The sequence below is a fragment of the Streptomyces lothianensis genome (assembly GCF_047779955.1).
Taxonomy (GTDB): domain Bacteria; phylum Actinomycetota; class Actinomycetes; order Streptomycetales; family Streptomycetaceae; genus Streptomyces.
Genome location: NZ_JBLMKT010000064.1, coordinates 61,808 through 87,136, shown reverse-complemented (window position 1 = coordinate 87,136; position 25,329 = coordinate 61,808). Strand labels below are relative to the sequence as shown.

28 protein-coding genes are annotated in these 25,329 nt (G+C 71.5%); 8 read left to right on the top strand and 20 right to left on the bottom strand.

Annotation, left to right across the window (positions count from 1 at the left end; translation table 11 throughout):
- Nucleotides 1–69 precede the first annotated feature (69 nt).
- The 3 genes from ACLF6P_RS22310 to ACLF6P_RS22300 all read left to right on the top strand — a co-directional run bounded on the left by ACLF6P_RS22310 (nt 70) and on the right by ACLF6P_RS22300 (nt 3,279).
- Nucleotides 70–738, top strand: coding sequence for an MOSC domain-containing protein (locus ACLF6P_RS22310; protein WP_415952426.1), 669 nt, complete (start codon nt 70–72; stop codon nt 736–738).
- 105 nt (nt 739–843) lie between these two features.
- A complete protein-coding gene (locus ACLF6P_RS22305) occupies nt 844–2,382 on the top strand; it encodes a multicopper oxidase family protein (RefSeq protein WP_415952407.1) in 1,539 nt (512 codons plus the stop codon).
- 123 nt (nt 2,383–2,505) lie between these two features.
- Nucleotides 2,506–3,279 (top strand): SDR family NAD(P)-dependent oxidoreductase, encoded by a 774-nt coding sequence (locus ACLF6P_RS22300; RefSeq protein ID WP_415952406.1) that lies wholly within the window; start codon nt 2,506–2,508, stop codon nt 3,277–3,279.
- A gap of 247 nt (nt 3,280–3,526) precedes the next feature.
- Here ACLF6P_RS22300 and groL read toward each other — a convergent pair whose 3' ends face one another.
- The 4 genes from groL to ACLF6P_RS22280 form a co-directional block, all read right to left on the bottom strand.
- Nucleotides 3,527–5,155, bottom strand: coding sequence for a chaperonin GroEL (gene groL / locus ACLF6P_RS22295; protein WP_415952405.1), 1,629 nt, complete (start codon nt 5,153–5,155; stop codon nt 3,527–3,529).
- 91 nt (nt 5,156–5,246) lie between these two features.
- Nucleotides 5,247–5,555 (bottom strand): co-chaperone GroES, encoded by a 309-nt coding sequence (gene groES, locus ACLF6P_RS22290; protein WP_415952404.1) that lies wholly within the window; start codon nt 5,553–5,555, stop codon nt 5,247–5,249.
- Nucleotides 5,556–5,796: 241 nt separating this feature from the next.
- Nucleotides 5,797–6,486 carry a polysaccharide deacetylase family protein gene (locus tag ACLF6P_RS22285; protein WP_415952403.1) on the bottom strand — a complete coding sequence of 230 codons (690 nt, stop codon included), beginning with the start codon at nt 6,484–6,486 and terminating at the stop codon, nt 5,797–5,799.
- Nucleotides 6,483–7,376, bottom strand: coding sequence for a polysaccharide deacetylase family protein (locus ACLF6P_RS22280; RefSeq protein ID WP_415952402.1), 894 nt, complete (start codon nt 7,374–7,376; stop codon nt 6,483–6,485). Before ACLF6P_RS22280 ends, ACLF6P_RS22285 begins: the two co-directional genes overlap by 4 nt.
- A 107-nt stretch (nt 7,377–7,483) precedes the next feature.
- Between ACLF6P_RS22280 and ACLF6P_RS22275 the strand changes: the two genes are divergently transcribed.
- Complete coding sequence (locus tag ACLF6P_RS22275) at nt 7,484–8,737, top strand: THUMP-like domain-containing protein (RefSeq protein WP_415952401.1); 1,254 nt, start codon at nt 7,484–7,486, stop codon at nt 8,735–8,737.
- Nucleotides 8,738–8,808: 71 nt separating this feature from the next.
- Here the strand turns inward: ACLF6P_RS22275 and ACLF6P_RS22270 are convergent, their stop codons facing one another.
- From ACLF6P_RS22270 to tsaB, 4 genes are all read right to left on the bottom strand, one after another.
- A complete protein-coding gene (locus ACLF6P_RS22270) occupies nt 8,809–9,162 on the bottom strand; it encodes a YciI family protein (protein ID WP_415952400.1) in 354 nt (117 codons plus the stop codon).
- Between the two features lie 130 nt (nt 9,163–9,292).
- Nucleotides 9,293–10,390, bottom strand: coding sequence for a tRNA (adenosine(37)-N6)-threonylcarbamoyltransferase complex transferase subunit TsaD (gene tsaD, locus ACLF6P_RS22265; RefSeq protein ID WP_415952399.1), 1,098 nt, complete (start codon nt 10,388–10,390; stop codon nt 9,293–9,295).
- Nucleotides 10,383–10,931 carry a ribosomal protein S18-alanine N-acetyltransferase gene (gene rimI / locus ACLF6P_RS22260; protein ID WP_415952425.1) on the bottom strand — a complete coding sequence of 183 codons (549 nt, stop codon included), beginning with the start codon at nt 10,929–10,931 and terminating at the stop codon, nt 10,383–10,385. Before rimI ends, tsaD begins: the two co-directional genes overlap by 8 nt.
- Nucleotides 10,932–10,966: 35 nt before the next feature.
- Complete coding sequence (gene tsaB, locus ACLF6P_RS22255; protein ID WP_415952398.1) at nt 10,967–11,620, bottom strand: tRNA (adenosine(37)-N6)-threonylcarbamoyltransferase complex dimerization subunit type 1 TsaB; 654 nt, start codon at nt 11,618–11,620, stop codon at nt 10,967–10,969.
- A 129-nt stretch (nt 11,621–11,749) separates the two neighbouring features.
- Between tsaB and ACLF6P_RS22250 the strand changes: the two genes are divergently transcribed.
- Entirely contained in the window at nt 11,750–12,304 is a 555-nt protein-coding gene (locus ACLF6P_RS22250; RefSeq protein WP_415952397.1) for a hypothetical protein, read from the top strand.
- 38 nt (nt 12,305–12,342) lie between these two features.
- On the opposite strand, the gene ACLF6P_RS22245 is transcribed toward ACLF6P_RS22250, so the two are convergent.
- From ACLF6P_RS22245 to ACLF6P_RS22225, 5 genes are all read right to left on the bottom strand, one after another.
- Entirely contained in the window at nt 12,343–12,600 is a 258-nt protein-coding gene (locus ACLF6P_RS22245; protein WP_415952396.1) for a hypothetical protein, read from the bottom strand.
- Between the two features lie 250 nt (nt 12,601–12,850).
- Complete coding sequence (gene tsaE / locus ACLF6P_RS22240; RefSeq protein ID WP_415952395.1) at nt 12,851–13,366, bottom strand: tRNA (adenosine(37)-N6)-threonylcarbamoyltransferase complex ATPase subunit type 1 TsaE; 516 nt, start codon at nt 13,364–13,366, stop codon at nt 12,851–12,853.
- Nucleotides 13,329–14,579, bottom strand: a complete 1,251-nt coding sequence (locus ACLF6P_RS22235; protein ID WP_415952394.1) for an alpha/beta fold hydrolase — start codon at nt 14,577–14,579, stop codon at nt 13,329–13,331. Before ACLF6P_RS22235 ends, tsaE begins: the two co-directional genes overlap by 38 nt.
- A gap of 95 nt (nt 14,580–14,674) precedes the next feature.
- On the bottom strand, nt 14,675–15,820 hold the full coding sequence (gene alr, locus ACLF6P_RS22230; RefSeq protein ID WP_415952393.1) for an alanine racemase: 1,146 nt from the start codon (nt 15,818–15,820) through the stop codon (nt 14,675–14,677).
- A gap of 183 nt (nt 15,821–16,003) precedes the next feature.
- On the bottom strand, nt 16,004–16,264 hold the full coding sequence (locus ACLF6P_RS22225; protein WP_415952392.1) for an RpnC/YadD family protein: 261 nt from the start codon (nt 16,262–16,264) through the stop codon (nt 16,004–16,006).
- A 3-nt stretch (nt 16,265–16,267) separates the two neighbouring features.
- Between ACLF6P_RS22225 and ACLF6P_RS22220 the strand changes: the two genes are divergently transcribed.
- Entirely contained in the window at nt 16,268–16,420 is a 153-nt protein-coding gene (locus ACLF6P_RS22220) for a hypothetical protein (RefSeq protein ID WP_415952391.1), read from the top strand.
- Here the strand turns inward: ACLF6P_RS22220 and ACLF6P_RS22215 are convergent.
- Both ACLF6P_RS22215 and ACLF6P_RS22210 read right to left on the bottom strand, forming a co-directional pair.
- Complete coding sequence (locus ACLF6P_RS22215) at nt 16,405–18,042, bottom strand: NAD(P)H-hydrate epimerase (protein WP_415952390.1); 1,638 nt, start codon at nt 18,040–18,042, stop codon at nt 16,405–16,407. The genes ACLF6P_RS22220 and ACLF6P_RS22215 overlap by 16 nt on opposite strands.
- A 12-nt stretch (nt 18,043–18,054) precedes the next feature.
- Nucleotides 18,055–18,423 (bottom strand): holo-ACP synthase, encoded by a 369-nt coding sequence (locus tag ACLF6P_RS22210; RefSeq protein WP_415952389.1) that lies wholly within the window; start codon nt 18,421–18,423, stop codon nt 18,055–18,057.
- 237 nt (nt 18,424–18,660) lie between these two features.
- On the opposite strand from ACLF6P_RS22210, the gene coaA reads away from it, so the two are divergent.
- Nucleotides 18,661–19,650: a type I pantothenate kinase gene (coaA, locus tag ACLF6P_RS22205; protein WP_415952388.1), complete on the top strand. Its 990-nt coding sequence runs from the start codon at nt 18,661–18,663 to the stop codon at nt 19,648–19,650.
- A gap of 134 nt (nt 19,651–19,784) precedes the next feature.
- Here coaA and glmM read toward each other — a convergent pair whose 3' ends face one another.
- The 3 genes from glmM to rplM form a co-directional block, all read right to left on the bottom strand.
- A complete protein-coding gene (gene glmM, locus ACLF6P_RS22200) occupies nt 19,785–21,143 on the bottom strand; it encodes a phosphoglucosamine mutase (RefSeq protein ID WP_415952387.1) in 1,359 nt (452 codons plus the stop codon).
- Nucleotides 21,144–21,291: 148 nt separating this feature from the next.
- On the bottom strand, nt 21,292–21,813 hold the full coding sequence (rpsI, locus tag ACLF6P_RS22195; protein ID WP_415952386.1) for a 30S ribosomal protein S9: 522 nt from the start codon (nt 21,811–21,813) through the stop codon (nt 21,292–21,294).
- Between the two features lie 42 nt (nt 21,814–21,855).
- Nucleotides 21,856–22,299 (bottom strand): 50S ribosomal protein L13, encoded by a 444-nt coding sequence (gene rplM, locus ACLF6P_RS22190; protein ID WP_415952385.1) that lies wholly within the window; start codon nt 22,297–22,299, stop codon nt 21,856–21,858.
- Between the two features lie 456 nt (nt 22,300–22,755).
- On the opposite strand from rplM, the gene ACLF6P_RS22185 reads away from it, so the two are divergent.
- On the top strand, nt 22,756–23,634 hold the full coding sequence (locus ACLF6P_RS22185; protein ID WP_415952384.1) for a hypothetical protein: 879 nt from the start codon (nt 22,756–22,758) through the stop codon (nt 23,632–23,634).
- 38 nt (nt 23,635–23,672) lie between these two features.
- Here ACLF6P_RS22185 and truA read toward each other — a convergent pair whose 3' ends face one another.
- Nucleotides 23,673–24,539 (bottom strand): tRNA pseudouridine(38-40) synthase TruA, encoded by an 867-nt coding sequence (gene truA, locus ACLF6P_RS22180; protein ID WP_415952383.1) that lies wholly within the window; start codon nt 24,537–24,539, stop codon nt 23,673–23,675.
- 163 nt (nt 24,540–24,702) lie between these two features.
- Nucleotides 24,703–25,212, bottom strand: a complete 510-nt coding sequence (gene rplQ, locus ACLF6P_RS22175; protein WP_415952382.1) for a 50S ribosomal protein L17 — start codon at nt 25,210–25,212, stop codon at nt 24,703–24,705.
- Nucleotides 25,213–25,329: the final 117 nt, after the last annotated feature.

Genomic DNA, 25,329 nt, shown 5'->3' with positions numbered 1-25,329 from the left:
AGGATGCGATTCCTCCCCGGCGTGAACGCCGGGGCCTCCTCGCAAGAATCAGGTGAAAGCATGACGCCCATGAAGCTGCTCAGCGTGAACACCGGCAAGGCCCGGCCCGTCCAGGACACCAGTCACTCCAGCGGGACCTCCGGGATCGACAAGCTGCCGGTCGAGGGACCGGTGCGGGTGGCGGCGCCCGGGGTGCCCGGTGCGGGGCCGAGCGGGGTCGCCGGGGACACGATCATCGAGCAGCGCCACCACGGGGGCGACGACCAGGCCGTCTACGCCTTCGCGCGCGAGGACCTCGACGGCTGGGAGCGGGAGCTGGGCCGGGAGCTGCGCAACGGGTTCTTCGGCGAGAACCTCACCACCTGCGGACTCGACGTCTCCGGCGCGCTGATCGGCGAGCGCTGGCGGATCGGCGCCGGCGTGGTGCTGGAAGTGACCAGCAGCCGTATCCCGTGCGCCACCTTCGCCGGGCAGACCGGCGAGCAGGGCTGGGTGCGCCGCTTCACGCAGGCCTCGGCGCCCGGCGCGTACCTCAGGGTGATCGAGCCGGGCGAGATCACGGCCGGCGATCCGATCGAGATCGTGCACCGGCCGGATCACGACGTGACCGTCGCCGTGCAGTTCCGCGCGATGACCCTGGAGCGCTCGCTGCTGCCCCGGATGCTGACCGCCGGGGACGCGCTGTCCGAACGGGCTCGGCGCAAGGGGCTGGAGTACGTGGAGAAGCACGGGAGTTGAGGGCCCGGCGCCCCTCGATGATCCACCGCCCCTAGGGGAAGGGCCGGGGTCGGTTCAGGGCCCTTCCCGATGGGCCGGCGGGCCCTCCGCCGCGAGCGTGGACGCATGACGAAACAGGGTGGCGGGCGCGGCAGGCTGAAGCGGGTTCTCATCACGTTCGGTGTGGTCGTGGGGGTCCTCGCCGCCACGGCCGGCGGGGGCTTCGCCTGGCTGTGGACGAGCGCGGACGTCAGCACGGTCGGCAAGGAGCCCTTCGGCAACCGGCTGGCCGTGCCGCCGCTCGCCGAGTCCACCGTCGACGAGGAGGGCACGCGGGTCTTCGATCTGCGGATGCAGGCGGGCGAGACGGAGTTCCGGCCCGGGCGGCAGACCCCCACCTGGGGTTTCAACGGCAGCTACCTCGGGCCGACGCTGCGGGCCGCGCGCGGCGAGAAGGTGAAGGTGCGGATCGCCAACGGCCTGGACGAGGCGTCCACCGTGCACTGGCACGGGATGCATCTGCCGGCCCGGATGGACGGCGGCCCGCACCAGATGGTCGAGGCGGGCGGCACGTGGACCCCCGAGTGGCAGGTCGACCAGCCCGCCTCGACGCTCTGGTACCACCCGCACCCGCACGGGGCGACCGAGAAGCACGTGCAGCGCGGGCTCGCCGGGATGTTCCTGCTCGACGACGAGAACTCCGCGGCGCTGGATCTGCCCGATGAGTACGGGGTCGACGACGTGCCCGTCATCGTGCAGGACGTGAGGTTCGACGGGGACAACTTCGACCACGGGCACGGACTGATGCGGAGCACCGGCTTCCTCGGCGACCGCACCATGGTGAACGGCACGCTGAGTCCGTACCACGAGGTCGGGGACGAACTGCTCCGCCTGCGGCTGCTCAACGCCTCGACCGCCCGCGTCTACTCCTTCGGCTTCTCCGACGCCCGCGGCTTCAGCCTGATCGGCACCGACGGCGGGCTGCTCGAAGAACCGGTGCGCAAGCAGCGGCTGCAGCTGTCGCCCGGCGAGCGTGCGGAGATCGTCGTACGGATGGAGCCGGGCGAGCGGACCGTGCTGCGCAGCCACCCGCAGGACAACTACGGGGACGGCTGGCAGAAGCGGTTCGGCGGCGGTGACGACTCCTTCGACGTACTGGAGCTGCGGGCCGCGAAGCAGCTCCGCGCATCACCCGGACTCCCCGCGCGGCTCGGCGAGTTGGAGGTGCCCGAGGCGAAGGACGCGGTCCGCGGGCGGTTCTTCGGGCTCAGGATGTCCGGGATCAACGGGCGCAAGATGGACATGGGCCGGATCGACGAGGTCGTCACACGCGGCGAGGCGGAGACCTGGACGGTGCGCAACGAGGACGGGGTGCCGCACAACTTCCATGTGCACGATGTGCAGTTCAGGGTCCTGGAAGTGGACGGCGAGCAGCCGCCACCCGAGCTGCGCGGGGCGAAGGACACGGTGTTCGTGCCGGGCGGTACGACGGTGAAGCTGGCGATGCGCTTCGACGGGCCGGCCGATCCGGACACCCCGTACATGTACCACTGCCATCTCCTCTACCACGAAGACGCCGGGATGATGGGGCAGTTCGTGGTCGTGGAGAAGGGCCAGAAGGCCGGAAAGCCCGCGACGCCGGGCGGCGGCCACCACGATCACTAGAGGCGGCAGGTCGGCAGCGGTCACCAGGGCCACCACGGCCACACGGCCACACGGCCACCAGTACCGGAACGGCCGCCCAGGGCCACCGGAGCCGGAACCGGAGCGGGTCACTAGCCTTGGCGCATGACTACGGCTCTCATCACCGGTGCCACCGCCGGAATCGGCGCCGCCTTCGCGCGGCGGCTCGCGGCGGACGGGCACAACCTGGTCCTGGTGGCCCGGGACACCACGCGGCTCCAGGAACAGGCCACCGAGCTGCACGACCGGCACGGGATCGAGGCCGAGGTGCTCACGGCCGATCTCTCGACGGAGGAGGGCATCTCGTCCGTCGAGAAGCGGCTCGGCGATCCGCTCGCCCCCGTCGACCTCCTGGTCAACAACGCGGGCTTCGGCAACAAGGGCCGCTATCTCGAGGTCTCCATGGCCGACGAGCTGACCATGCTGAAGGTGCACTGCGAGGCTGTGCTCCGGCTGACCTCGGCGGCGGCCGCGTCGATGCGGGGGCGCGGGCGGGGCGGCGTGGTGAACGTGGCCTCGGTCGCCGCCTTCGTGCCGCGCGGCACGTACGGCGCCTCGAAGGCGTGGGTCGTGCAGTTCACGCAGGGCGCGGCGAAGGACCTGGCGGGCTCGGGGGTGCGCCTGATGGCCCTCTGCCCCGGCTTCGTCCGTACGGAGTTCCACGCGCGGGCCGGGATGGGCACCGACAACATCCCGTCGTGGATGTGGCTCGACGCGGACAAGGTGGTCGCCTCCGCCCTCACGGACCTGGCCCGCGGCCGCTCCCTGTCGATCCCCGACCCCCGCTACAAGGCGATGATGGGCGCGGCGAAGCTGGTCCCGCGCGGGATGCTTGGCGGCATCACGTCGAAGACGGGGCGCAAGTACGGGCCGCAGTAGCCCCTCAGTCCCGCGCGCCGGCCCCGGTCAGCCCCGCCGGCGTTTGAGGCGATCCGAGCGAAGCTCAGATGCGGGGTCCGGGGCGGGGCCCCGGGAAACGGTGAAAGGGCGGGGCGGGGAGAAAAGCCCGCCGCAGGCGCAACGACCCGCACCCGGCAACGCACCGCACCGCACAGACGACGGCCCGGCCCCCGCAGGAACGGGGCGCCGGGCCGTCGTACGACCGACCTACCAGGTCGAAGAAACCTCAGTGGGCGTGACCGTGACCGTGGCCGTGGCCCGCCTCGGGCTCCTCCTCCTCCGGCTTCTCGACGACCAGGGTCTCGGTCGTCAGGAGCAGGGAGGCGATGGAGGCCGCGTTCTCCAGGGCGGAGCGGGTGACCTTGACCGGGTCGATGACGCCGGCCTTGACCAGGTCGCCGTACTCGCCGGTGGCCGCGTTGAAGCCCTCGCCCTTGTCGAGCTCGGCGACCTTCGAGGTGATGACGTAGCCCTCGAGGCCGGCGTTCTCGGCGATCCAGCGCAGCGGCTCGACGGCGGCGCGGCGGACGACGGCGACACCGGTGGCCTCGTCGCCCTCCTTGCCGAGGTTGCCGTCGAGGACCTTCACGGCGTGGACGAGCGCGGAGCCACCACCGGAGACGATGCCCTCCTCGACCGCGGCGCGGGTCGCGGAGATGGCGTCCTCCAGACGGTGCTTCTTCTCCTTGAGCTCCACCTCGGTGGCCGCACCGACGCGGATCACGCAGACACCGCCGGCCAGCTTCGCGAGGCGCTCCTGCAGCTTCTCGCGGTCCCAGTCGGAGTCCGTGGCGTCGATCTCGGCCTTGATCTGGGCGACGCGGCCCTGGACGTCCTCGGAGTTGCCGCCACCGTCGACGATGGTGGTGTCGTCCTTGGTGATGGTGACGCGGCGGGCGGTGCCGAGCACGTCGAGACCGGCCTGGTCGAGCTTGAGGCCGACCTCCTCGGCGATGACGGTGGCGCCGGTGAGGGTCGCCATGTCCTGCAGCATCGCCTTGCGGCGGTCGCCGAAGCCGGGGGCCTTGACGGCCACGGCGTTGAACGTGCCGCGGATCTTGTTGACGACCAGGGTGGAGAGCGCCTCGCCCTCGACGTCCTCGGCGATGATCAGGAGCGGCTTGGAGCCGCCGGCCTGGATGACCTTCTCCAGGAGCGGGAGCATGTCCTGGATCGAGGAGATCTTGCCCTGGTGGATCAGGATGTACGGGTCGTCGAGGACGGCCTCCATACGCTCCTGGTCGGTGACGAAGTACGGGGACAGGTAGCCCTTGTCGAAGGCCATGCCCTCGGTGAAGTCGAGCTCCAGACCGAAGGTGTTGGACTCCTCGACGGTGATGACACCGTCCTTGCCGACCTTGTCCATGGCCTCGGCGATCAGCTCGCCGATCTGCTTGTCCTGGGCGGACAGCGCGGCCACGGCGGCGATGTCGGACTTCTCCTCGATCGGACGCGCGGTGGCGAACAGGTCCTCGGAGACGGCCTTGACGGCGGCGTCGATGCCCTTCTTGAGGAGGGCGGGGGAGGCGCCGGCAGCGACGTTGCGCAGGCCTTCGCGGACGAGTGCCTGGGCGAGCACGGTGGCGGTGGTCGTACCGTCACCCGCGATGTCGTTGGTCTTGGTCGCCACCTCCTTCACCAGCTGGGCGCCGAGGTTCTCGTACGGGTCCTCGACCTCGACCTCGCGGGCGATGGTGACACCGTCGTTGGTGATGGTGGGGGCGCCGAACTTCTTGTCGATGACGACGTTGCGGCCCTTGGGGCCGATCGTCACCTTGACCGTGTCGGCAAGCTTGTTGACGCCGCGCTCAAGGGCGCGACGGGCGTCCTCGTCGAACTTCAGGATCTTCGCCATGGAGCTTTTCAAGTCCTCTCAAATGAACCGCGCCCCTGGCCGCCCGGCAATCGCGGGGCCAGGGGCGCGGAACGGAAGCAAATCCGGTGAATTACTTCTCGACGATCGCGAGCACGTCGCGGGACGAGAGGACGAGGTACTCCTCGCCGTTGTACTTCACCTCGGTGCCGCCGTACTTGCTGTACAGCACGATGTCGCCGGTCTTGACGTCGAGCGGAAGGCGCTCGCCGTTCTCGAAGCGGCCCGGGCCCACGGCGAGGATGACGCCCTCCTGGGGCTTCTCCTTCGCGGTGTCCGGGATGACCAGGCCAGAGGCCGTGGTCTGCTCGGCGTCGAGCGGCTGGACCACGATGCGGTCCTCGAGCGGCTTGATGGCAACCTTGGAGCTGGCGGTCGTCACGATCCGACCTCCCCCTTCGGAGATCTCGGGGATGAACTGTCTGAGGTGGCGACCAGGTGGATCCGTCGTCGCGGGTGCCGGACCTGCCCGTCGCTGTGTTGGCACTCTCCAGTGGTGAGTGCCAGAGCTGAGACTATGACCGCGATTAGCACTCGGTCAAGCGGAGTGCCAAGTTGCGGGTTCGTGCCTCCGGCGCGGACCTTCTGGAGCCCCCCTCTGGAACCCCCTGGGGGACTGCCCGTCAGAGGTAGTCCTCAAGGCGCGCCACTCTGAAGCCCCGGGCCCGGATGCGGTGGACGAGGCGGGTCGTGGTCTCGGTGAGGGAAGCGGCCTGCGGCGCGTGGGGCAGGATGATGTCGCCCGGCTGGAGCCGCTGGAGCTGCGCGCCCGCCGCGCGTCCCCGTACCAGCGCCGTGATCCCGCAGTCCGCCGCGGCCCGCAGTGTGTCCGTGTCGTAGGCGCCGTGCGGCGGCCTGAGGAGGCGGGGGCGCTGCCCGAAGCGGGTTTTGAGTTTGTGCTGCTGTCCGCAGATCTCCCAGCGCTGGCCCTCGTAAGGGAGTCCCGGCAGGTACGGGTGGTCCAGGGTGTGGTTCTGGACGGTGGCGCCCACGGAGGCGAGTTCGCCCAGGTGGGCATAGCCGGGACCGGCCACGTGGCCGGTGAGGAACAGGCTGACGGGCAGCCGTAGCTCCTTGACCATGGGGACGAAGTCCGGATCGCGCTGGGCCTCGTCGCCGAAGACCAGGAACACCACCTTGTTCTCCGTCGGCACCCGGTCGACCACGGGCGGGAGCCCGGACCGCGCGCCCTGCGCAACCTCCCCGGCGGCCTTCATGTCGGCCGGACCGGCCGGGCCACCGCACCCGGTCACGGAGAGAGCGAGCGCACCGGCCGCCAGCACCCCGGCGAGCAGCCGGTGCGCGCGCCTCACAGGTAGTCCTCCAGGCGCGCCACCGCGTAGCCCTTGTCGGTGACGACCTTCATGAGCTTCCGGATCATGTCGGGCATCGTGCCCTTCCAGTCCTCCTCGCCCCGGAAGTGCGTGAGGATGATGTCCCCCGGGTGGATGTCGCGGTCCCATTCGCGGTAGTCCATCCGGTCCACGAACACCTCGGCGTTCCACAGCGGCACGGCCTTGATCCCGCAGGACTTCGCGGCCTTGAGCGTGTCGCGGTTGTAGTTGCCGTACGGCGGCCGGAAGAGCTCGGGGCGTTTGCCGTAGCGCTTCTCGATCACGTCCTGCATGCCGCAGATCTCCCGCTTCTGCTGGGCGTAGGTGAGGCCCGGCAGGTAGCGGTGGTTGAGCGTGTGGTTGTTCAGGACCACGCCCTGGTCCTGCATCTTCCTGAAGTAGCCGTAGTCCTCCTTGACCAGGTAGTCGCTGAGGAAGGCGGTGTAGGGGATCTTCAGTTCGCTCATCATCCTGAGGAACTTCGGATCCTTCTCGGCCCCGTCGTCGATCGTCAGGAAGACGACCTTGTCCTTGGTCGGGATGGTGGTGAAGACCGGCGGGAGGTGCTTCTGGCCGGAGACCTCGAAGCCTTTGCGAGTCGTCGGCTCGGTCTTCTTCTCGGGCGGCGCGGGTGGCTCGATCGGCATCTCGGCCAGGCCCCAGCGCTTGACCGCCTTCACCCTGGCGGCGCGCGCGGCGGCCTTCTGCTTGGCCTCGGCGGCCGCCTGCCGGCCGGGCGCGGGTTTCACGGGCTCCTCGGTGGCGCCACCGGAACAGCCGGTGGCGAGGACCGCGGTGGCGGCGATGACGGCCACCGCGGTCAGGGCCAGATGCGCCCGTTTCTTGTCCTTTTGTCGTACTAGTTGCATGGGGCAGGATCCTGGCAGCGCCCACCCCGCCGACCCGGCACGCACCGCCGCCCCGAGCCGCACGATCCACCGAGTGGCCGACAACGCGCGTGGCCGACAATGGCGGAGTGAACGCGCCCGACCCCGCCACCGCCACGTTCCGCGCCCTGCTCACCGACGAGGGCCGCGCCCTGCTCGCCGAGCTGCGCGACCACGATCCGGCCCAGGAGCTCGCCCTCGCCACCCGCCTGCGCCGCGGCTACCCGCCCGAGCTGGTCTCCGCCGCGTTCGGCCAGGCCCGCCTGCGCCAGCGCGCGGCGGCGAAGTTCGGGGCGGACGCGGCCCGGATGTTCTTCACCCCGAACGGCGTCGAACAGGCGACCCGGACCAGCGTCGCGGACTATCGCGCGGAGCAGTTCAGGGAGCTCGGAGTGCGCTCGCTCGCCGATCTGTGCTGCGGCATCGGCGGCGATGCCATCGCGCTCGCCCGCGCCGGCATCCCGGTACTCGCTGTCGACCGCGACCCGCTGACCTGCGAGGTCGCCCGCGCCAATGCCGAGGCGCTGGGCCTGGAGGAGCTGATCGAAGTACGCGAGGCGGACGTCACCGACGTCGATACGACCCCGTACGACGCCGTTTTCGTCGATCCCGCCCGGCGCGGCGGCAGACAGGCAGGGGCCGCGCGCAGCGCGTCCGTGAGGGGCGGTGGTCGGGCGACGGGCGGGCGGATCTTCGATCCGGAGGCGTACTCACCGCCCCTGTCCTGGGCCGTCGAGGCCGCCCGCAAGGCGCCGCACGCCGCGCTGAAGATCGCACCGGGCGTACCGCACGAGGCCGTCCCCGAGGACGCGTACGCGGAGTGGATCTCGGACGCGGGCGAGGTGAAGGAGGCCGTGCTCTGGTTCGGCACCCGGCCCGGCACCTTCGGCGCGCGGCTGCTCCCGTCCGGCGCCTCGCTGCGCTCCGCGCGCGCCACGATGCTGCCGGACCCCGAGCCGCGGCCGGTCGGGCGCTATCTGTACGAGCCGGACGGCGCCGTGATCCGCGCGCACCTGGTGGCCGAGGTGGCCAGGGAGGTGGGCGGCGGGCTGCTCGATCCGATGATCGCGTACGTCACCTCCGACGAACTGCACCCGAGCCCGTACGCCACGGCGTACGAGATCACCGACCAACTGCCCTTCAACGTGAAGAAACTGAAGGCGCTGCTGCGTGAGCGCGGGGTCGGGATCCTGACCGTCAAGAAGCGCGGTTCCGCGGTCGAGCCGGAGGAACTGCGCAAGAAGATGAAGCTGCAGGGGAGGAACGCTGCGACCGTGTTCCTCACCAAGGTGGCGGGGGCGCCGACGATGCTCGTCGGCCACCCCGCCGCAGCCTCGGCGTGACGAGGAGAGGGGAGGAGAGAGGAGAGGGGAGGAGAGAGGGACTCAGCCCTCGACGGTTCAGCCTCGCCGACTCAGCCCTCGACGATCTCGCGCAGCTCGCAGGTGATCGTCCACTCGGGCTCGTGGACCTTCAGGAAGCGCTTCGTCCACTCCACGGCCTCGGCCTCGTCCTTGGTCTGCATCAGCGCATAGCCGCCGATGACCTCCTTGGTCTCGGTGAACGGGCCGTCCGTGACGGAGAGTTCACCGCCGCTGTAGAGGACGCGCTTGCCCTCGGAGGCCGGGTGCAGGCCGGAGGTGTCCAGGAGGACGCCCGCCTTGGTCATCTCCTCCATCAGCTTGCCCATGCGCTCCATGAGCTCGTCGCTCGGACCGCCCGGGTTGTCGTTCTCGTCGACACGGATCAGCGAGATGAAGCGGGGCATGGTGGCTCCTTCGTACGGGGCGGAGGCGGGGCCGTTCCCCGGCCTCTCACCCATGTGTCGAACGGGAGACGCGCGGATCGACACCTGCGCGGAATTTTCTTCCGGGTTTTCGGGGCCACGAAGTCCGGGGCTACGAGTACAGGTTGTCCTTGGCCGCCTCGTGCACGTGGTCGTGCGTGTGCGCATGGCCGGGGACGTGCGGATCCGTGACCGGCAGGGAGGAGTCCGCCGACAGGTCCCAGTCCGAGGCGGACCGGTTCCGGGCGACCATCTCCGCGCCGAGCGCGGCCACCATCGCCCCGTTGTCCGTGCACAGCTTGGGGCGCGGGACCCGGAGCCGGATGCCGGCCTTCTCGCAGCGTTCCGCCGCCAGCGCGCGCAGCCGGGAGTTGGCGGCCACGCCGCCGCCGATCATCAGATGGTCGACGCCCTCGTCCTTGCAGGCCCGTACGGCCTTGCGGGTCAGCACGTCGACGACCGCCTCCTGGAAGGAGGCCGAGACATCCCGTACCGGAACGTCCTCGCCCGCATTGCGCTTCGCCTCGATCCACCGGGCGACGGCGGTCTTGAGGCCGGAGAAGGAGAAGTCGTACGCGGGGTCGCGCGGGCCGGTCAGGCCGCGCGGGAAGGCGATCGCGGCCGGATCGCCCTCCTTCGCGTACCGGTCGATGACCGGGCCGCCGGGGAAACCGAGGTTGAGCACCCGGGCGATCTTGTCGAAGGCCTCGCCGGCCGCGTCGTCGATGGTCTGGCCCATGGGCCGTACATCGCTGGTGATATCACTCGAAAGGAGGAGGGACGAGTGCCCGCCGGAGACGAGCAGCGCCATCGTCGGCTCGGGCAGCGGGCCGTGCTCCAGTTGGTCGACGCAGATGTGCGAGGCGAGGTGGTTGACCCCGTACAGCGGCTTGCCCAGCGCGTACGCGTAGGCCTTCGCGGCCGAGACGCCGACGAGCAGCGCGCCCGCGAGGCCGGGGCCCGCGGTCACGGAGATGCCGTCGAGGTCGCGGGCGGTGACACCGGCGTCCTTCAGGGCGCGTTCGATCGTCGGCACCATCGCTTCGAGGTGCGCGCGCGAGGCGACCTCGGGGACGACACCGCCGAAGCGGGCGTGCTCGTCGACGCTGGAGGCGACGGCGTCGGCGAGCAGGGTGGTGCCGCGGACGATGCCGACGCCGGTCTCGTCGCAGCTGGTCTCGATGCCGAGTACGAGCGGTTCGTCAGCCATGGGTCTCGGTTCCTTGCTCGGTTCCTTGTACGGAGGGGTCTGAGGCGGCGGGGTCCACGTCGGCCGGATCCACACCGGCGGTGGGCTCCGCAGGGGCGTGGGCGGGGTCGGCCAGGCGCATCACCAGGGCGTCGACATTGCCCGGCTGGTAGTAGCCGCGCCGGAAGCCGATCGGTTCGAAGCCGAAGCGTTCGTAGAGCTTCTGGGCGCGGGTGTTGTCGACGCGTACTTCGAGCAGCACCTCGGCGCACTCGAAAGCCGTGGCATGCCGCAGCAGGTCGGTGAGCAGTGCCGAGCCCAGGCCGGTGCCCCAGTGTTCGCGCGCCACCGCGAGGGTCTGGATATCGCCGAGCCCGCCGACGGCCGCGAGGCCGCCGTAGCCGACGATCCGGCCGTCCTCGACGGCCGCGACATAGCGGCGGGAGGCGCCGGGGCCGCGGGCGTGCGCGAGCTCGGACCAGAACATGCCCCGCGACCAGGCGTCGTCGGGGAACAGCTCCTTCTCCAGTTCGAGCACCGGCTCGATGTCCCACCAGCGCATCTCGCGCAGTTCGGGAGCCGACGGGGTCACTGCGGTCACTTGGGGGTGACCACCTTGTAGTTCTTGGGCACCTGGGCGTCCGGGCGGCGCAGGTAGAGCGGCCGGGGCTCGGCCAGCGCCTCGCCCGCGGCGAGCTTCTCGGCGGCGAGCCCGGCGAGCGCGCCAGCGGCCACGTGCTCGGGGGCGCGCGGGTCCGGGAAGGTGTCCGGGTAGAGCAGGGCGCCCGCGCCGACCGCGGGCAGGCCCGCGAGCTGCTCGGTGATCTCGGCGGGCCTGTCGACGGCCGGGTCGGTCAGTCTCGTACGGCTGTCGCGGTAGCGCGCCCAGAACACCTCCTTGCGGCGGGCGTCGGTCGCGACCACGAACTCCTCGTCGAGGCCCGAGGCGTAGGCGAGGGCGTCGAGGGTGCACAGGCCGTGCACCGGGATGCCGAGCGCCGAGCCGAAGCTCAGGGCGGTGGCGAGTCCGACGCGCAGGCCGGTGTACGGGCCGGGTCCTGTGCCGGCCACGATGTGGGTGACGGCGTCGAGTTTCACGCCCGCCTCGGCGAGCACCCGGTCGACGGCAGGAAGCAGCAGCTCACCGTGTCTGCGCGCGTCGATGCCGCTCGACTCGGCGAGGACGGTGCGGCCGTCGTGCAGGGCGGCCGTGACGGCGGGGGTGGCGGTATCCAGAGCGAGCAAGAGCACGCGAACAGCCTACGGCGTGCGGGAGCGGGGCACGGCGCCCCAGGGCAAAGGCGGCCCGACTGCTAACGTCGCTCCCCGGACGTATATGACGTCACCAGTCATATGTACGAAGGGTGTGGAGGTAGCTCGGTGGCACGCAGCAGCGCCGGATACGTGGCCGGGCTCACCGCGGCGGCGCTCGCGGTCGTCGGCTTCCTCGCCGTCCAGGCCTCGGGCACCGCGCCGGAGCCCACCGCCAAGCCCTCCACCTCGGCCTCGGCCTCCCCCGGCGCCTCGAAGAAGCCCGGCGTCAAGACCGAGCCGGACCGGCTGCCCGCGCAGTCCGGCCAGGGCGAGCGGGTCGTGTACTCCCTCGGCGCCGACCGGGTGTGGCTGGTGGCCGAGAACGGCAAGGTCACGCGGACGTTCACGGTGCAGCCGAGCACGGTCGACCCGCTGCCGGGCGAGTACCACGTGACCACGCGTTCCGGGGCGATCACCGGCTCGGACGGGGTGCCGATCGAGCATGTGGTGCGCTTCGCCTCGAACGAGGGCGTGACCATCGGATTCAGCGCGGCGGCGAACGGCGCGACACCGAAGCCGGACCCCTCGAAGCGGACCGGCGGCATCCGCGAGACCCGTGAGGACGGGCTGGCGATGTGGGAGTTCGCGACGGTGGGGACGAGCGTGGTGGTCGTCGGCTAGGGATCGGGCCGGGCTCGGGTTCGTCGGCCGGTTTCTGTCTAAGCGGCGTCGCGGTGCGGCGCCGCTTCTCGTTGCGCCACGTCCCGCTGCGCCACGTCCCGTTGTGCCACGTCCCGTTGTGCCACGGCACGCTTCGCGGCGGCCACGGCCCGTCGGCGGCCCTCGTCCCGTACCCGCTCCCGTACGCGGTCGTCGAGCCGGGGCGGTGTGGAGACCTCTCTGGCCGCCGCGCACGAGGCGAGCAGCCGGCTCATCGACGGCTGCGGGCGGGGGGTCTCGTGGTCCGGGGCCGACATGGTGCCTCCCGAGGTGCGCGGATGCGGGCGTGGTTAGGTAGACCTAACCACGTCTCGTATCCATGGGAACACGGCAGGCCCGGGCGATGCAATATCTTGCCGACGGCCTGTCGGAATACCCGGGGACGCCGTCCCCGGGCGACGCGGAATGCCTGCTTAGGACGAGATGGAGGCGTCGGCCTCGGACGAGGTGGGGCATCGGCCTCAGGCGAGGTGGGGCATCGGCCTCGGACGAAGTGGGGCGTCGGCCTCAGGCGACGAGATCCCGCAGGTCCATGTCGGCCCACCGGGCGCCGAGCCCGGTCAGCGTGACCGTACGGACATCGGAGTCCGTATCGCCCTCCTCGCGGTGGATCACCACATGCAGCCGGTCCTCGGTGAGGTCCTCGACCTTGCCCTCGCCCCACTCCACCACGATCACCGACTCGGGCAGCGAGACATCGAGGTCGAGGTCCTCCATCTCGTCGAGCCCGCCGCCGAGGCGGTACGCGTCCACGTGGACCAGCGGCGGTCCGTCGGCAAGCGAGGGGTGGACGCGGGCGATGACGAAGGTCGGCGAAGTGACCGCCCCGCGCACACCGAGGCCCTCGCCGAGGCCGCGGGTCAGGGTGGTCTTGCCGGCGCCCAGCTCCCCGTTGAGCATCACGAGATCGCCGGCGCGCAGGATCCTGGCCAGGCGCAGCCCCAGCTCGGTCATCTGCGCGGGTGAGCCGATGGTCAGGCGGGCGCTAGCCGCCGGGTGGTGCGGTGCTCGTACTGCTTCCATGAACCACCACGTTACTGGCCGACGCGGACACTCCCACCACTCCGGCCACTCCCGCCCGCGCAAGAAGACCGGCGAGACGGTCCGTGACGAGCTCCGGATGTTCCAGCATCACCAGATGCCCGGCGTCCGGCACGATCACCAGCTCCGCACCGGGCAGTTCGTCCGCGATCGCCTCGCTGTGCCCGCTGGGGGTGACCAGGTCCTGCTCGCCGGCGAGCACCAGGACGGGCAGGCCGTCGAAGTGCCTTAGCGCCGCCTTCTTGTCGTGCTCGCCGAAGAGCGGATAGAACTCCGCGACCACGTCGATGGGGGTCGACTCGATGAGACGTTCGGCGAAACGCTCGACGGCCGGGTCCACCTCGCGAGAGGCGAACGAATAACGCTTGATGACGCCCGCGAACAGGTCCGCGGTGGCGCCGCGGGCCCGCTCGACCAGCTCGACGCGCGAGCCGAGCGCTCTGAGGACCGAGGGCAGCACCCTGCGTACGGCGTTGACGCCCGCGCCCGGCAGCCCGTAGTTCACCTCGCCGAGCCGCCCCGAGGACGTACCGACGAAGGCGACACCCGCGACACGCTCGGCGATCAGCTCGGGGTACTGGTCGGCGAGCGCCATGACCGTCATACCGCCCATGGAATGGCCGACCAGGACCAGCGGTCCCTCCGGCGCGGCCGCGTCGATCACCGCCTTCAGATCGCGGCCCAACTGCTCCACGGTGACCGGCTCGTCCCGCTCCGTCTGCGCCCTGCCGCGCTCCGAACGGCCATGGCTGCGCTGGTCCCAGTGGACGGTGCGGACCACGCCGCGCAGGGCCGCGCGCTGGAAGTGCCAGGAGTCCTGGCTGAGGCAGTAGCCGTGCGAGAAGACCACCGTGACGGGCGCGGGAGCCCTGCGGCCGAAGAGGCGGCGGCGACGCCCCTTCGCGCCCGCCGCCGGTTCGGCCTCGTCGATCTCGTAGTGCAGCGCCGTGCCGTCCTCGGCGAGGGCCCTGCCGGGCAGGCCGCGCAGCGCGCCGTACGGGCCGGCCGAGTCCAGCGCGAGACGGGCCTTCCTGCGCATCCCGCGCCCCACCGTGAGTCGCTCGACCGCGACGCCCGCCGCCGCGCCCGCGGCGACCACGCCTATCGCGGCGCCCGCGATGCCCGCCCTGCGCCAGCCGCCGCCGGCCGTCTCCCCGGCGGCGGCCTGCGCGATCCGACTGCCTGTGTCACCCACGTGCCGCTCCTGCCTGACTGCGTTACGAGCCCTGCGAGTACACCGCACGCGCGCCGCACCCGCATCTCACCCGCGTGTCATCAGCATCACACCGGTCACTCGTTCACATAGACGCGGGGAACGCGGGCCCCGATGCGCGTGACGATCTCGTACCCGATCGTGCCCGCCGCACGCGCCCAGTCCTCGGCAGTCGGTTCACCCCGCTCCCCCGGACCGAAGATCACCGCCTCGTCGCCCACCGTGGGCTCGTCGCCCTCCAGATCGACCACGAACTGGTCCATGGCGATCCGCCCGGCGGCCGTACGTACCCGGCCGCCGACCAGGACCGGTCCCGCGCCGGAGGCGTGGCGGGGCAGCCCGTCCCCGTAACCGGCCGGGACGAGACCGAGGGTGGTGGGCCCGGGGGTGACGTAGTGGTGGCCGTAGCTGATGCCAAGCCCCTCCGGCGCGTGCTTCACCGAGGCGAGCCGGGCGCTGAGCGTCATCACCGGGCGCAGCCCGAAGTCCGCGGGTGTGCCGACCTCCGGGCTCGGCGAGAGCCCGTACATCGCGATGCCCGGACGGACCAGGTCGTAGTGCGCGCCGGGGAGCGTGAGCGTGCCCGGCGAGTTGGCGATATGCCGGACCTCGGGATCGAGCCCCGCCTCCTCGGCGTGGCGCAGCGCCTGCGCGAACTCCTGCTCCTGCAGGGCGATCGAAGGATGCCCCGGCTCGTCGGCGCAGGCGAAGTGCGACCAGATGCCGGTCACCTTCACCGTGCCCTCGGCCTCCGCCTTCAGCGCGGCCTCCACCAGCTCCGGCCAGTCGCCCGGCAGACACCCGTTGCGCCCGAGGCCCGTATCGATCTTCAACTGCACGCGCGCCGTACGCCCCGCCGCCCGTGCCGCCGCGGTCAGCTCACGCAGCGCCCACATGCCGCTGACACCGAGATCGACATCGGCCTCGATCGCCTCACGCCACGGGCCGCCCGGCGTCCACAGCCAGCACATCACGCGCGCGTCCTCGCCCCCGATCCCGGCCGCGCGCAGCGCCAGCGCCTCCTCGGGGGTGGCGGTACCCAGCCAGGTGGCACCCGCCCGCACGGCCGCACGGGCACACGGCACCATCCCGTGCCCGTACGCATCCGCCTTGACCACGGCCATGAACGCGGCCCGCGGCGCACGCGCCCGCAGTGCCCGCACATTGGCCCGCAGGGCGGCTAGATCGATCTCGGCGTGGATGCGCCCGGCTGTCTCAGTCATCGCGGCCCTAGTGTCTCAGAGCCGGACCGGCATGCCTGGCCGGCGGTTGCGGATGTGCGCGCCGGGCTCGTCATGAGCGATCCGCCGACGGCCGCTCGGGCATCGTCGGCTCAGCAGCCGGTCCGCGACGCCGCCGGCAACCGTCCGACCGGACCCCATCCGACCGGACCTTCCGGGGCCCGATCAGGCCAGCTGGTCGGCGCTCGTGATGTCGAGTGCCTGGTCGAACCAGGTGTCGAGCCGGTCGAGGTCCCGGCATGCGAGGATGCGGTCCCGCTGGGCGGCCGGGACCTCGATGCCGCGGTGCCCGAGGATGCGCAGCACGTCCTCGGCTTTGCCTTCCGCCCTGCCCTCCGCTTTGGCTTCGGCTTTGCCCTGTGCCTCCGCTTCGGCCCAGCGTTCCCTGGCGGAGACGGAGTTCCAGCGGTAGTCCTTGGTGTCCATCAAGTGCCTCCAGTGCTCTCCGGCGGGGCCGTCGCCCAGTCCGTCTTCGGTGAATTCGGCGAGCGCGTCGGCCTGCTCCTCGTCGAGGGTGTCCAGGGCGAGGGCGAGCGTCCCGGCTGGGAGGACAACCGGCCGGGGTGTCAGAGGAGTTCGTGATGTTCGCCCGAGTGGGTGATCACGCTCCGCCACACCGCAGGCAGTGCCTCCGCCACCTCCGACGCCGTGACGGGCGCCCCGCCCGAGGCCGCCCCCGGCCCCGTGACGGGCGCCCCGCCCGAGGCCGCCTCCCGCGTGGGAGACGCCGCCGCCCGCCCGGCGAGACCGTGCAGGTAGGCCCCCACGGACGCCGCGTCCACAGCGGAGAGCCCCGACGCGAGCAGCGCGCCGCACAGGCCCGACAGCACATCCCCGCTCCCCGCCGTGGCCAGCCACGGGCTGCCCGTGGGATTGACCCGCACGGGTCCGCCGCCCGCATCGCGCCCCGCGTCCGCGCCGTCCCCGCGCCCGCCCGCAGACGGGGGCGGGACCACCCCCGGCGCGACCACTCCCGGCGCAACCCCCGCGGGCGCGACCACCGTGGTCGCCCCCTTCAGCAGCACCGTCGAAGCGAGCGACGCGGCCAGCCGCCGTACGGACGCCAGCCGTGCGCTCTCCACCGAGGCGCGCGGCACCCCGAGCAGTGCCGCCGCCTCCCCCGCGTGCGGCGTCAGCACGGTCGCCGCCGTGCGCGCCCGCAGCAGTGCCGGGTCGGCGAGCCGCAGCGCGTCCGCGTCGACGAGGACGGGGACGTCCTGCGCGAGGACGTCCGCGACGCTCGCCGCGTCGTCCCCGAGCCCCGGCCCGACCGCCCACGCCTGTACCCGCCCCGCCGCCGACGGCGGCCCCTCGGAGACCAGCGTCTCGGGAAAGCGCGCGAGCACCTCCCGTGCGGCAGGCCCGACGTACCGGACCGCCCCGGCCCCGCCGCGCAGCGCGCCCGCGACGGCGAGGACCGCGGCCCCCGGATACGTGGCCGATCCGGCCGCGATGCCGACTACACCGCGCCGGTACTTGTCGCTGGCCGCCCCGGGCCGCGGCAGCAGCGCCGCGACGTCCGCGTACTGCAGCGCCTCGCACTCGGGCCCGGCGGGCAGCAGCCTGAGCCCGATGTCGACGAGGCGCACCGCCCCCGCGTACGAACGCGCCGGGTCGATGAGCAGGCCCGGCTTGTACGTCCCGAACGTCACCGTCGCATCGGCCCGCAACGCCTGACCGAGCACCTCCCCCGTGTCCGCCTCGATGCCGCTCGGCAGGTCGACGGCGACGACCGCGGCGCCTGATTCCCGTACGAGCGCGGCGAGCCGGGCCGCATCCGGCCGCAGTCCGCCGTGCCCGCCGATGCCGACGATGCCGTCCATGACGAGGTCGGCGCGGGCGATGACCGGACCGGCCTCGTCCGCGGTCACCGTCCACCCGCCTGCGGAGCGCAGCGCCGCGAGCCCGCCCTCGTGGGCCCGCGTGGGCGCGAGCAGCACCGCCGTGACCCCGGCGCCGCGCCGGGCGAGCCGAGCCCCGGCGTACAGCGCGTCGCCACCGTTGTCGCCGCTGCCGACGAGCAGCACGATCCGGGAACCGTAGACCCGGCCGAGGGGGTGTCTCCCCGAGACACCCCCTAGCAGATCCGCGCAGGCGGCCGCGAGCCCCGCCGCGGCGCGCTGCATCAGGGCGCCCTCGGGCAGCTCGGCCATGAGCGCGCGTTCGGCGGCGCGTACGTCCTCGACGCTGTGAGCGGTCCGCACTACGGCTTCACCTCATCCCTCCGCGATCACCACGGCGGAGGCGATGCCCGCGTCGTGGCTCAACGAGACATGCCAGCCGCGTACACCGAGCGCCTCCGCGCGGGCCGCCACCGTGCCGGTGACGCGCAGACGCGGCTGCCCGCTGTCCTCGACGTACACCTCGGCGTCCGTCCAGTGCAGGCCCGCGGGCGCGCCGAGCGCCTTCGCAATGGCCTCCTTGGCCGCGAATCGGGCGGCGAGGGAGGCGAAGCCGCGGCGTTCGCCGCTCGGCAGGTACAACTCGCTCTCCAGGAAGAGGCGTTGCGCGAGGGTGGGGGTGCGCTCCATGGAGGCCCGGAAGCGCTCGACCTCGGCGACATCGATCCCGACTCCGATGATCATTCGCTCCCGCCCGGCTGTGGTGCACGCATGGCGGCAGCCTACGGGGCGCGGGGCGCCCGCACCGTACGAGCGCGGCGCGCGAACACCCACCCGGACCCGCACCCGCACCCGCACCCGCACCCGCCCGCACGCACGCCCCGCCGTCCACCGCACCGACACCCACGCGTCCCACCGCACCGACACCCACGTGACCGATGCCACGTCACACACCGTCCACTCAGCCGCAACAATGACAGGGTGATCACCTCGTCGCTGCCGGACGCCCACCGCCGCACCGAGCCCACCCCGTACGTGGACCTCACCCGCCGGGAATGGAGCGCACTGCGCGAGAAGACCCCGCTGCCGCTGACCGCCACAGAGCTCGAACGGCTGCGCGGGCTCGGCGATGTGATCGACCTCGACGAGGTACGCGACGTCTACCTGCCGCTCTCCCGGCTGCTCAATCTGTATGTGGGCGCCACCGACAAACTGCGCGGCGCGCTCAACACGTTCCTGGGCGACGCGGGGGACGGGAACGGCACGCAGGCCGGCACGCCGTTCGTCATAGGGGTCGCGGGCTCGGTCGCCGTCGGGAAGTCCACGGTCGCGCGTCTGCTCCAGGCGCTGCTCGCGCGCTGGCCCGAGCATCCGCGGGTGGAGCTCGTGACGACCGACGGGTTCCTGTGGCCGATGAAGGAGATGGAGGCGCGCGGGCTGCTCTCCCGCAAGGGCTTCCCCGAGTCGTACGACCGGCGGGCGCTGACCCGGTTCGTCGCGGACGTCAAGGCGGGCAAGGCGGAGGTGAGCGCGCCCGTCTACTCGCACCTGAAGTACGACATCATCCCGGGCGAGCGCCTGACCGTGCGCCGCCCCGACATCCTGATCGTCGAGGGCCTCAACGTGCTCCAGCCCGCGCTGCCCGGCAAGGACGGCCGCACGCGCGTCGGGCTCGCCGACTACTTCGACTTCAGTGTGTACGTGGACGCCAAGGCCGAGGACATCGAACGCTGGTACCTGAACCGCTTCCGCAAGCTGCGCGAGACGGCCTTCCAGAACCCGGACTCGTACTTCCACCGCCACACGCTCGTCACGGAGGACGAGGCCATGGCCTACGCCCGCCGCATGTGGCAGACCATCAACCTGCCCAACCTCACCCAGAACGTGGCTCCGACCCGCGCCCGCGCCACCCTGGTCCTCCGCAAGGGCCCGGACCACAAGGTCCAACGCCTGCGCCTCCGCAAACTCTGACCCCCACCGCTGCCCCGCTCACCCACGGGCCGCTGCCCTGCTCACCCACGGGCAGCGGGGCCGGGGAGACTGCACCACGCACTCGGGCCGGTCGCCCGAACGGACGACCGGCCCGAATGGGGCAAGGACCGGGCTCAGCCCAGAGCCGACTTCACCGCGTCCGCCAGCCGCTCCGCCACCGACCGCGCCTGCTCGATGTCCGCCGCCTCCACCATCACCCGCACGAGCGGCTCGGTTCCGGAGGGACGGAGCAGTACGCGGCCCGTGGCGCCGAGTTCGCGCTCCGCGTCCGCCACCGCCGAGGCCAGCTCCCCGGAGGAGGCGACCCGCGACTTGTCGACGTCGGGCACGTTGATGAGGATCTGCGGCAGCCGCTCCATGACGCCCGCGAGCTCCTTGAGCGTGCGCCCGGTCTGGGCGACCCGGGCCGCGAGCAGCAACCCGGTCAGCGTCCCGTCGCCGGTCGTGGCGTGGTCGAGGACGATGACGTGCCCGGACTGCTCGCCGCCGAGCGCGTAACCGTGCTCCTTCATCGACTCGAGGACATACCGGTCGCCGACCCCGGTCCGTACGAGCGAGACGCCTTCGCGCTCCATGGCCAGCTTGAACCCGAGGTTCGACATCACGGTCGCCACGACGGTGTCCGACCGCAGCTGCCCCCGCTCGCGCAGCGCGAGCGCGAGGACGGCGAGAATCTGGTCGCCGTCGATCTCGTTGCCCTCGTGGTCGACGGCGAGGCAGCGGTCCGCGTCACCGTCGTGCGCGATACCGAGCTGCGCACCGTGCTCGACGACGGCGGCCTTGAGCAGGTCGAGGTGCGTGGAGCCGCAGCCTTCGTTGATGTTGAGACCGTCGGGTTCGGCCCCGATGGTGATGACCTCGGCACCGGCCCGCGCGAAGGCCTCGGGCGAGACCCGGGCGGCCGCGCCGTGCGCCTCGTCGAGGACGATCCTCAGCCCGTCGAGCCGGTTCGGCAGCACCCCGATGAGGTGCGCGACGTACTGGTCGAAGCCTTCGTCATACGTCTTGACCCGGCCCACACCCGCACCGGTCGGCCGGTCCCAGGGCTCACCGGCGCGGTGGCGCTCGTAGGCCGTCTCGATGCGGTCCTCGAGCTCGTCGGCGAGTTTGTGCCCGCCGCGCGCGAAGAACTTGATGCCGTTGTCGGGCATGGCGTTGTGGCTCGCGGAGAGCATGACGCCGAGGTCAGCTCCGAGGGCACCGGTGAGGTACGCGACAGCGGGGGTGGGCAGCACGCCGACGCGCAGGACGTCCACGCCCGCGCTGGCGAGTCCGGCCACGACGGCCGCCTCCAGGAACTCACCCGAGGCACGCGGATCGCGTCCGACGACGGCCACCGGGCGGTGCCCTTCGAAGGAGCCCGCCTCCCCCAGGACATGTGCCGCCGCCACGGAGAGTCCGAGCGCGAGCTCGGCCGTCAGATCCGCGTTGGCGACGCCGCGCACGCCATCGGTGCCGAAAAGTCGTCCCACTGCTTGTCCTCCGCTGCTCACCACTGAATGCTTATGCCGTTGTTCGCCTACGGGCTGTAATAAACGAACGCCCCGGCAGCACTCGCGTGCCGCCGGGGCGAACGGGATGGCAGAGCTCCGTGTCTGCCGGGCAGTGCAGCCGGCGAGATTAACGCTTGCTGTACTGCGGAGCCTTGCGGGCCTTCTTGAGACCGGCCTTCTTGCGCTCGACCGCACGGTCGTCGCGGCGGAGGTAGCCGGCCTTCTTGAGGGCGCCGCGGTTGTTGTCCACGTCGGCCTCGTTCAGGGCGCGGGCCACGCCGAGGCGCAGGGCGCCGGCCTGGCCGGAGACGCCGCCACCCGAGATACGGGCGACAACGTCGTAGCGGCCCTCCAGCTCGAGCACCTTGAAGGGCTCGTTGACTTCCTGCTGGTGGACCTTGTTCGGGAAGTAGTCCTCGAGCGTACGCCCGTTGACCTTCCACTTGCCGGTGCCCGGAACGATCCGGACACGGGCGATGGCGTTCTTGCGACGGCCCAGGCCGGCGGCCGGCTGCGGGTCGCCGAAGCGGGAGGCCATGGACTCCGAGGTGTACTCGCCCTCGACGGGGACCTCGGACTCGGTCGTGTACTGCTCGGGCGCCTCAGCCTCGATGTCTTCGATCGGCTGCTCTGCGGTGGTCTCGGCCACGATGCTCCTCAGATTTCTTTACGTCTTAGGGGGTGGCCGGAACTACTGCGCGACCTGGGTGATCTCGAACGGAACCGGCTGCTGCGCAGCGTGCGGGTGGTTCTCGCCCGAGTAGACCTTCAGCTTGGAGAGCATCTGACGGCCCAGGGTGTTCTTGGGGAGCATGCCCTTGACGGCCTTCTCGATGGCCTTCTCGGGGTTCTTCTCCAGAAGCTCGTCGTAGCGGACGGAGCGCAGACCACCCGGGTAGCCGGAGTGGCGGTACGCCATCTTCTGGGTCTTCTTGTTGCCGGACAGGTGCACCTTGTCGGCGTTGATGATGATGACGAAGTCACCAGCATCGACGTGCGGCGCATAGATCGGCTTGTGCTTGCCGCGCAGCAGGGTGGCGGCGGTGCTGGCGAGACGGCCGAGGACGATGTCCTGGGCGTCGATCACGTGCCACTGGCGCGTGATATCGCCGGGCTTGGGGCTGTACGTACGCACTTCGTAGCCTTCGCTTCTTCAGTGGATGGGAGTCCAGACACACGGATCCGCTGAAGCGATCATGCAGCTGGGGCCCACAAAGGCCCAGGCGGGACGCCCGGTATGCGAGCCACTGGTAACTGCTCCAGGGAACTTGCGTATGGGCCATCGCGTGAGAACGACCAACCCCATACGCATAACGAACTGGCAGAATACCCGCGCTTGGCCGTTCGGGTCAAAACGAACGGCCCGCACGCCGTATCACCGGTACGGCCTAAGATGCGGCGCATGAGCTTTGGGCAGGGGGGACCCCCGTGGGGTCCCGGGGGGACCGGCGAACCCGCAGGTCAGCAACCACAGCAACCACAGCAGCAGCCGCAGTCGAACTGGGCGACTCAGCCGGCCATGCCGCCCGTGCAGGGCGGCCCAGGACAGCCGGGGATGCCGGGCCAGCCGGGGATGCCGGGTGGACCGGGCATGCCGGGTGGACCGGGTATGCCGCCCGGCGCGGGCCTGCCCGGCACTCCGGGCGCGCCGGGCACACCGCCGGGCGCCCCGGGCGGCGGGACGCCGGACTGGGCCGCGCTCGCCGACGCCTCCGCCACCCGCACCCGCCGCCGCAGGCTCCTGATGATGGGCGGCGGCGCGCTCGCCGTCGTGGCCGTGGCCACCGCCGTGACCCTCGCCGTGGTCTCCGCGAACGGCGGCGACAACGGCAAGGCGGCGGGCGGCCAGTCCCCGTCCGCGAGCGACACCGCCGCCACGCCTTCGCAGCAGCCGAGCTTCGCCGAGACGAAGCCGCCCCCGCCGCCGGACCCGAAGGACTACATCTCCAGCGCCGACAAGGACAAGGCCCCGCTGAGCGCGGCCGGCTTGTTCCCGGGCTCGGAGTACACCAAGGGCGACGCCACCTACGACAAGGGCGCAACGGCCGAGACCAAGGACTGTGCCTCCGCCGCGAAGGAGCCGCTCGACGCGCTCCTGAAGAAGCACGACTGCACGAGGTTCCTGCGCGCCACCTACGAACGCGACGGCGTGGCCGTCACGGTCGGCGTCGCGGTCTTCGACACGGAGAAGCAGGCCACCAAGGTCAAGGACGCCTACGAGAAGGGCACCGTGAAGTCCCTCAAGGGCAAGGGCGTGAAGCCCTTCTGCAACACCACGATCTGCCGATCGACCGCCAACTCCTACGGCCGCTACGCCTACTTCACGATCGCCGGCTTCACCAACGGCAAGGACGTCACGACCAAGGACAAGAAGGTCTTCACGGCGGGCGACGACATCGCCTCGCTGGCCTTCCAGCAGATCCACCGCAGGGGCGAGGCCCAGGCCTCGGCGGCCGTCCAGAACCCCTGACCTGTCGGGGGCGGCGCGGACCCGCCCCCCGACAGGGCTCAGCAGCAGCCCGCCCCCGGCAGGGTCCGCTTGTTGCGGGCCGCCAGGTTCCGCGCCGCCAGCAGCTCGTCGGCCGGATACCCGACTTCCTCCAGCGTCAGCCCGTGCGGCCGTACGACGTGCACGGCCGAGTCCCGCACCCCCGCCGCGAGCACCTTCGCCGGCCAGCCGGGCCCGCGGTGCCCGTCCCCCACGAACAGCAGCGCCCCGATCAGCGAGCGCACCATGTTGTGGCAGAAGGCATCGGCCCGCACGGTCGCCGTGATGATGCCGTCCTCGCCGCGCACCAGGCTCAGCTCCTGCAGGGTGCGGATGGTCGTCGCGCCTTCCCGCTTCTTGCAGTACGCGGCGAAGTCGTGCTCGCCGAGCAGCTGGGCCGCCGCCTCGTTCATTGCCTCGACGTCCAGCGACCAGTCGTGCCACAGGACGTGGCCGCGCAGCAGCGGGTCGACGCCGCCCGGGTGGTCCGTCACGCGGTAGGCGTAGCGGCGCCAGATCGCCGAGAAGCGGGCGTTGAACCCGGCGGGCGCCTCGGCAAGCCGCCAGATCCGTACATCGTGCGGCAGCCGTCCCGCGAGGCGGCGCAGCAGCTTCTCGCGGTGCTCCGCCCACAGCTCGTCCGGCAGGTCGACGTGGGCGACCTGCCCGCGCGCGTGCACGCCGGCATCGGTGCGCCCGGCGACGGTCAGCTGGTACGTCTCGGCGGAACGGGTCACCGTACGCAGCGCGTCCTCGATCTCCCCCTGCACGGTCCGGGTCCCCTGCCGGGGCTGCTTGGCCCAGCCTGAGAAGTCCTTCCCGTCGTACGAGAGGTCGAGCCGCACCCGTACGAAACCGGGCGCCACCTCGTCAGAAGCTGTTGTCACGTGCCGCATATGCCTTTCGTTGCCCAGCCGTCATGCACTGATCGACTACCTATGACATGACCACCGCAACCCGATCGGGGTCCCGCGGAGTCCTACCCACCAAGCGGATGAGCCCGCTCTCCACGGGGGAAAGCGGGCTCATCCGTGCACTCGGCACCGAGACTCAGGCGTCCTTGACGTCCTCAGCGGCCTCGACCGGCTTGGCGTCCTCGACCGGCTTGGCGTCCTCGACGGCCTCGTCCTTCTTGAGGGCGTCTTCCTTGACCGCGCGCTTGGTGGCGGCCTCGGCCTCGTCGACGGTCGCCTTCTTGGCGATCTCGCCCTCGACCAGCTCGATCACGGCCATCGGAGCGTTGTCACCACGGCGGTTGCCGATCTTGGTGATACGGGTGTAGCCACCCGGACGCTCGGAGTAGCGCGGCGCGATCTCGGTGAAGAGGGTGTGGACGATGCCCTTGTCGGTGATCGTCTGCAGCACCTGGCGACGGTTGTGGATGTCGCCCTTCTTCGCCTTGGTGATCAGGCGCTCGGCGACCGGACGCAGGCGGCGGGCCTTGGCCTCGGTCGTCGTGATCCGGCCGTTCTCGAACAGCGAGCGGGCGAGGTTCGCCAGCATGTGCCGCTCGTGCGCAGCGCTGCCGCCCAGACGGGCACCCTTGGCGGGCTTCGGCATGATGTTTCTCCTTGTGTGCTGCCCCGGCCGTATCAGGTACCGAGGTCAGTATCCGAGCGAACGGTCGTCCGTCGGAGACCCGCGCCCCCGGTAAGGGGCGCGGGGAACTGCGCGACC